At 73.0% G+C, this 6,360-nt stretch carries 7 protein-coding genes; 4 read left to right on the top strand and 3 right to left on the bottom strand.

The window, feature by feature from the left end; genetic code table 11:
* Positions 1 to 192: 192 nt before the first annotated feature.
* A complete protein-coding gene (locus tag AB1460_RS12220; protein WP_368961172.1) occupies positions 193 to 906 on the top strand; it encodes a hypothetical protein in 714 nt (237 codons plus the stop codon).
* Between the two features lie 69 nt (positions 907 to 975).
* Here AB1460_RS12220 and AB1460_RS12215 read toward each other — a convergent pair whose 3' ends face one another.
* Entirely contained in the window at positions 976 to 1,446 is a 471-nt protein-coding gene (locus tag AB1460_RS12215; protein WP_368961170.1) for an acyl-CoA thioesterase, read from the bottom strand.
* A gap of 87 nt (positions 1,447 to 1,533) precedes the next feature.
* Between AB1460_RS12215 and yidD the strand changes: the two genes are divergently transcribed.
* The 3 genes from yidD to AB1460_RS12200 all read left to right on the top strand — a co-directional run bounded on the left by yidD (position 1,534) and on the right by AB1460_RS12200 (position 4,408).
* Positions 1,534 to 2,235, top strand: coding sequence for a membrane protein insertion efficiency factor YidD (gene yidD / locus AB1460_RS12210; RefSeq protein ID WP_368961178.1), 702 nt, complete (start codon positions 1,534 to 1,536; stop codon positions 2,233 to 2,235).
* A 482-nt stretch (positions 2,236 to 2,717) separates the two neighbouring features.
* On the top strand, positions 2,718 to 3,023 hold the full coding sequence (locus AB1460_RS12205) for a hypothetical protein (RefSeq protein ID WP_368961169.1): 306 nt from the start codon (positions 2,718 to 2,720) through the stop codon (positions 3,021 to 3,023).
* On the top strand, positions 3,023 to 4,408 hold the full coding sequence (locus tag AB1460_RS12200; RefSeq protein ID WP_368961168.1) for an aldehyde dehydrogenase family protein: 1,386 nt from the start codon (positions 3,023 to 3,025) through the stop codon (positions 4,406 to 4,408). Before AB1460_RS12205 ends, AB1460_RS12200 begins: the two co-directional genes overlap by 1 nt.
* Positions 4,409 to 4,975: 567 nt before the next feature.
* Here the strand turns inward: AB1460_RS12200 and AB1460_RS12195 are convergent.
* Both AB1460_RS12195 and AB1460_RS12190 read right to left on the bottom strand, forming a co-directional pair.
* The gene (locus tag AB1460_RS12195) at positions 4,976 to 5,380 is read right to left on the bottom strand and encodes a PPOX class F420-dependent oxidoreductase (protein WP_368961166.1); all 405 of its coding nucleotides are present in this window, start codon (positions 5,378 to 5,380) and stop codon (positions 4,976 to 4,978) included.
* 126 nt (positions 5,381 to 5,506) lie between these two features.
* Positions 5,507 to 6,334 carry a PASTA domain-containing protein gene (locus AB1460_RS12190; RefSeq protein WP_368961165.1) on the bottom strand — a complete coding sequence of 276 codons (828 nt, stop codon included), beginning with the start codon at positions 6,332 to 6,334 and terminating at the stop codon, positions 5,507 to 5,509.
* Positions 6,335 to 6,360 lie beyond the last annotated feature (26 nt).

The raw sequence follows: 6,360 nt of genomic DNA, 5'->3' as shown, positions 1-6,360 counted from the left end.
GTACCCCCACCTCCGGTGCCCCCTGCGCCCCCGGCACCCTCGCCTCCGGCTCCGCTCCCGCCGGACCCCTTGCCTCCGCCGAGCGCGCCCCCGCCGGTGGCGCGACCGACGCCGGCCGCGCCGGTCCCGCCGGTCCCGCCGGCTCCCGTTGCTCCACAGGTTCCGCCCGCGTCTCCGGCCCCGCCGAATCGGGTGGCGGCTTCGCCCGCTCCGTCACCGCTGGATCTTGGCCACGACGCGGGCTCCCGTTCCAGGCCGGGCACCGTCGAGGCGGGCGAACGGTCATCCCGCTACCGGCAGCGCCACGAGCAGGTGAGCGCCCTCGACGACGACCACCCGGCCACCATCTGGACCGGCGACACCCGGGGAACGGGCGCCATGACCGTGTCGCTGCGCTGGACGCCGCTGCGGACCCGTACCGGTCTGCCGCGCCCGGCCAACATCCATCTCGGCTGCCTCTGGCAGGCCCTCGACGGAGCGGCCGGCGTCATCCAGCAGCACGGCGGCTCGGTGAGCGGGACCGGGCGTGCCGGTCGCCAGGTGCTGCGCCTCGTCGGCCGGGACGAGCGGGCCGAGCAGACGATCTTCGTGGATCTGGCCACGCTCGCGACCTTCAAGCGGTTCTTCGTGTTCGTCTACGGCCTGCACCGCTCACCCGAGTGGGACCTGCTGCGGCCGGTCGTCGCCGTCACCACGCGTGGCGGCGAGGAACTCACCATCCGGCTCGGCCAGCCACCCGAGGACGCCCGGACGTGCATCGCGGTGTCATTCCACGTGGTCGGGGACGACCTCGTCATCCGCCGTGAGAACGACTTCGTCGACGGCCCCCAGGCCACCGCCGCGGCCCGCTACGGCTGGTCGCTCGAGTGGAACGAGGACGGCACCGCACCGCGCGACGCCGGGTAGCCAGCCCGGCCCGACCTGGCTCGAACCAGCCCGGCCCGAACCAGCCCGGCCCGGCCCGGCCCGGTCCGGTCAGGTGGTGGTGGGCACCTGGACGGGAAACGCCATGGTCGTCAGCAGGCCGCGCACCGGCTCGGGCACCGGGACAGGGCCGGTCGGCCCGCGGTGTACGAGGACGGCGTCACACAGGGCCAGGCAGATCTCGTCCTCGAACAGCCCGCAGACCTGTTGGATCGAACTGGTGCCGATCCGCCCGACGCCGACAGCCACCTGGTAGGACCCGGGGTAGCGGACCTCCCGCAGATAGTCGATCTCCACGCGGGCCACGACCACCGGCAGCGGCCGCCGCTCCTGCGGGAGTGCCACGTGGCTGGCGCCGAGTACCGCCCGGTTCATCGCGACCCGCGCCTCTTCGAAAAGCGCCGCGATGGCCACGTTGTTCACGTGGCCCAGGCTGTCCATGTCGCCGAAGCGTGGCTGCATCGTCAGGACGAAGGGGTAGTTCGCCAGCCGGGTTCTCGCCGGGTCGAGTTTCGCTCCCATGAGGCCCTTCTACCGTGCCCGACGTACCTGGGCGTCCCCGGCTGTGGCGGGGGTCTCGCCGTGGGCGGGCCGGCGGCCCGTGGCGGGATGTGCGTGCCATGCCCGCGGTGGGCCGGTCGGGATAAGGTCTCCGGCGTGTTGACGGTGACCGACGGCGACCGGCCGGCAGCGGTCCCCTCGGCACTTCCGGACGGCTCTGATCGCGAGGCGGCCAGCGGCACCGGCGGCCTGCGGTGGCCGCGCCGGCTTCGCCGGCATCACCGGCCGGGCCCGCGTGGCCGGCGCCGCTGGCCGCGTCGGTCGCGGCGAGCGGAGCGCCGCCGGCGGGACCCCTCTGATGCCGCCGACGCCGGCTGCGACGCCTTCAACGGGTGCGATGGCTGCGACGGGTGCAGCCCGCTGCTCACCCTCGCCGCCCTGTTCTCGCTCCTGTCCACACTCGCGACAATCGGGAACCAGCTCCGCGCCGCGATCCACCCGCGGGGCCCGCAGGCGCCGGAAGATGCATCGGGAGCATCGGTGACCCGCAGCGGACTGGCGATGCGAGGCGTGCTGACGGCGATCCGTGCGTATCAGCGTGCGGTGTCGCCCCGTCGGCCCGCGCGGTGCCACTACACGCCGACCTGCAGTGCCTTCGCCGCGGAGGCGATCGCGTGTCTGGGACTCGCCGCGGGGGCGGCGAAGACTGCACGCCGGCTACGCGCCTGTCGTCCCGGTGCCGGGCGAGCCGCGCCTGACCTGGGTCGGCCGCACCCCTCCGGCCGGCCGAGTCGGCTTCCGCCGAGGTAGGTGATGCCGCCGAGCAGGCCGCCAGCCAGGTTCGGGACGCGGCTGCGGGGGATCGGCGGAAAGACCCGTTCCGGAGGTTTGTGTTGTCCGCCGCCACACCGTCGACAGGTTCTGCCGGATTGGACCGTGTCGGTGTGGTGTCACCGGGGAGAACCAGAACATCGCGGACGGGGTGCGGCCGCGAGCCTGACGCCTGCCGGCCCCAGGCCGCCAGGCGTTGGGCCCGAAGTTCTCGCCGCGCACTCTGGAGGACAATCCATGCCGCTGCTCACTGACACGGTCCTGGACGTTCCCTTCGACGTCACGCCCGATCCGGACGAATTCGTCCAGGCTGCCATGGAATGGCATTTCGGGCCCGGAACGGGCAGTCCGTTCTGGCTCCGGCAGGCCGAAACCCTCGATTTCGACCCGCGCCGAGGTGCGGACCCACCACGATCTGAGTCTTCCCGGAAGTGGTCCTCTGCGGGCAGTACGGAAGCACGATGTTCCTCGGCTCCACACCGCAGCGGCCCGGGCTTCCCGCCGAGGCGCCCTGCATCTTCGACGCCTACTCCCCGTACATCACGTTCGACGTCGTCGACCCGGAGACCAGGGAGCCCGTCGGCTACGGAGAACAGGGGCGGGTACTGGGGAACCACGTCAGCCGGGCGTCTCTGCTGCCCAACAATCTGGAGCGCGACCTCGCGACGCGGGTGAAGGCACTCGACGGAACTGTCGGCGACGCGCTCTCCGACGTCACCCCGGTGGCCACGTTCGAGGACGAGACCGTCATCGAGGGGGTCTACTGATGCCCGCAGTACTCACGGCGCCGGTCGAACTGCCCGCGCTCGGGCCCACCGGCGAGTTCCGGACCAGGAACCAGCAGGTGATCACCGAGGTGAACGGGGACCAGGCCGCGCGGCTCAGCCTTGTCCCGCCGCTGTTCGTCCACCGCACCCTCGCCCGGGTGCGTGCCGCTGCCCGCCCGCCCGCCGACGCGCGGATGGCGGTGCTGACCGAGGCGGCCCGGCTGTTCGCGACGGCGACCCTCGGCGACCTGTCGGTCGAGGAGTACCAGCGGATGGTCAGCCGCGTCGGCGGGCTGCCGATCTCCACCGTCCGGGCGGCGACCGGCTCCATCGCCCAGTGGCTCACCCGCGTCTGCGACTCCGTCGAGCGGGCCTGCCCGCTGGGAACGGCCATCGACTGGCGTGACCCGTCCACCCGGAGCGGGCGGGCTGTCTGGGCCCGGCGCGGCGAGGTGTTCGCCGTACACGCGGCAGGAAACCATCCGGGCACGCACGCTCTCTGGCCGGAGGCGCTCGCGCTGGGCTATCGGGTCGCCATCCGCCCGTCGCGCCGCGACCCGTTCACCCCGTACCGGCTCATCACCGCGCTGCGGCTCGCCGGCGTCGCCGACGAGCAGGCTGTGCTGCTACCCACCGACCACAGCGGTGCCGAAGCCGTCCTGCGCGCGGCCGACCTCGGACTCGTCTACGGCGGTGACGACGTCGTCAGCAGGTTCGGCGCCGACCCCACCATCCTGACCCAGGGTCCGGGGCGGTCGAAGATCCTCGTCACCGCCGACACCGACTGGCGCGATCATCTGGACGTCATCGTCGACTCGGTGGCCCGTGGCGGCGGCACCGGCTGCGTCAACGCCACCGCGGTGTTCGTCGAAGGTGACCCGGCGCCGTTGGCCGAGGCGCTCGCCGACCGGCTGGCCCGGCTGCCGAGCCTGCCCCCCGAGGACGACGCGGCGGCCCTTCCCGTCCAGCCGCTGGGCAGCGCGCGGGCCGTCGGGGCCTACCTGGACCGCAAGGCCGCCGGCACACGGGCCTGGCTCGGCGGCGACGGCATCGTCGACGATCTCGGTGACGGGAGCGCGGTGCTGCGGCCGGCGGTCCACGAACTGGACGCCCCGACCGCGCCGCAGGCGGGCATCGAGCTGCCCTTCCCGTGCGTCTGGGTCGCCCCGTGGACCCGCGCCGCCGGTGCCGCGCCGCTGCGCGAGAGCCTGGTGCTGACGGTGATGACGCGGGACGCCCGGATCGTCGACCACCTGCTGAACGAGCCGACCATCCGGAACCTCTACCTGGGCGATCACCCGACCGTCTGGATGGCCGCCGGTGTCCCGCATGACGGCTACCTCGCGGACTTCCTCATGGAGAACAAGGCCCTTATCCGGGACTGAGCGCGAACCAGGGCCGGGCGACCGGACCGCGGGCTTCGGGAGCTCCGCGGTCCGACGCCCTGGGTAGGGCCCGGTGACCAGTACCAGGGTGATCAGTACCAGGCCCTGCCGGTCATCCGGTGATCAGTGCCGCGCGCGGACAGGTGCTGTGCACGCGCGGGGCAGCAGGGCCCCGGGCCCCGCGCCGGCCGTCATCACCTGCAGACCCAGATGGACCGCGGCGGAACCCAGTGTCGATGGCCATGTGCCCAGACCCAGTGGCCACTCACATGACGCCAGTAGCAGTGACGCCCACTGTGGTACCCGCCGCCGTGGTATCCCCCGCCGGGATGTGTCCTGCCCTGGTAAGTGTCACCGGCAACGTCGCCCCGTGGCGGTGCCGCCTGCGCGGGAGCCGCTCCCAGTACCGTGCCCAGCGCGGCGGCGGCGATCAGCAACGGAAACGTCTTCTTCCGGTACGCCATATCTGCTCCCCCCGGCGCACTGCGTAAACGCAGGACGCCAACTTCGTCGAGGAAGTTCCGGCCGTGGTGCAGACCTGGAATACCCGCGTCGGCCGGGATGTAATCAGGGTGAGATTGTTCGGGCCTGCATCCCCTCCGCGCCTGCGTCGATTCCCCAGCTGATGACCCGGCGCGGACGAATACGAATGACCTCCGGGCTCAGGTGCCCGGCCGGTGGATCCTCGCCGGTAACGGCATCGGCCTCCCCGCGTATCTCGACACCGCGCACTCGCCACGGGTTCACGGAGGCGATGTCGTCGACCACGAGGGAGACCTCCCGGGTGGTCGCCACATTTCGGAACTTGCGGGTGGCGCCCAGGTTGTACCCGTGAATGTCGATGGTGTCGGTGGCGGTGTTGTGCCGGAATGCGACCGGACTGTTCTGGGGTGTACCGTCCGGCGCGACGGTGGCCAGCCGGCCGAGACGCTGGCCGGCGAGGTACTCGAGTTCCGCGTCGGTGAAGACCATGTCTCGGGATCCTGCGACCTCAACCCCGCTTCAGGTCAAGGAGGCAGCCCCGGTTCCAGCCGCAGGGCCCGGCTGTCCGGGCTCGGCTGCCCGGGCTCAGCCGGGCTCAGCCGGGCTCGGCCGAGCTCAGCCGACGGCCCGGTCGACCGCTCCGCCGGCCGGGTCATCGGCCGGTTCGAGGGGTGCCCGGCGGGCCGGCATCGGCGACGGGGCGGGGCGGCGCGGCTCGCGCACGCCCGCGGAGCCGCCACCGCGCCCCACCCGGAGCCGCACCAGCGACCCGTTCGGTACTCGGGCGCCCGGCTCGGGTGCCTGGCTCTGCACCACCGATCCGGCGTCGAACCCGTCGGCTGTGAGCGGCAGGCTGTCGGGGTCGGGCCCGACCCCGATCAGGCTGGCGGCGGACAGCCGCAGGCGCGCCTCCTCCCAGGAGCGACCGACCACCGTCGGGACAATGGTGGAGCGGCGGCGAAGTCGACCCACCGCCCTGCCGGTGATCGTGGCTGTCGCGTCCTCGGCGGCCTCGTCCAGGGCCCGTCCGAGAACCGTTTCCGCGGCCAGGTGCAGGGACGGTGCCACGTCGGGCAGGGCGCTCGCGTCGGCGGGGGTGTCCGCGGTTCTGTCGGCGTCGTCCAGGTCGCGCCACCGTTCCCAGGCCGACTGCCGGCTCACGCCGAGGCGGGTCGCGATCTCGGCCCAGGACTTGCGCTGCCGGCGGGCGGCGCGGACGGCGTCCAGCTCCACCTGGTCCAGCAGCCTGCGCACGGTACCGATGTCGGTCAGTGCCGCCAGCGCGTCGTCGCCGACGACGCCGCCGTCAGGCCGGGCCGGGCCAGGCCGGGCCGCGCCAGGCCGGGCGAGGTCGTGCCGTGATGAGGAGTGGTCTCGATGCCAGCCGGCGAGGCGATCCCAGGCGCGGCGGGCATCCTGCCAAGGAGTTCCGCTCGTACTCATGACTGTCAGGCTAACCTGACGCGATG

The sequence above is a fragment of the Parafrankia sp. FMc2 genome (assembly GCF_041008525.1).
Taxonomy (GTDB): domain Bacteria; phylum Actinomycetota; class Actinomycetes; order Frankiales; family Frankiaceae; genus Parafrankia.
The sequence above is the reverse complement of the archived record's forward strand: the minus strand, read 5'-3'. Positions and strand labels throughout refer to the sequence as shown.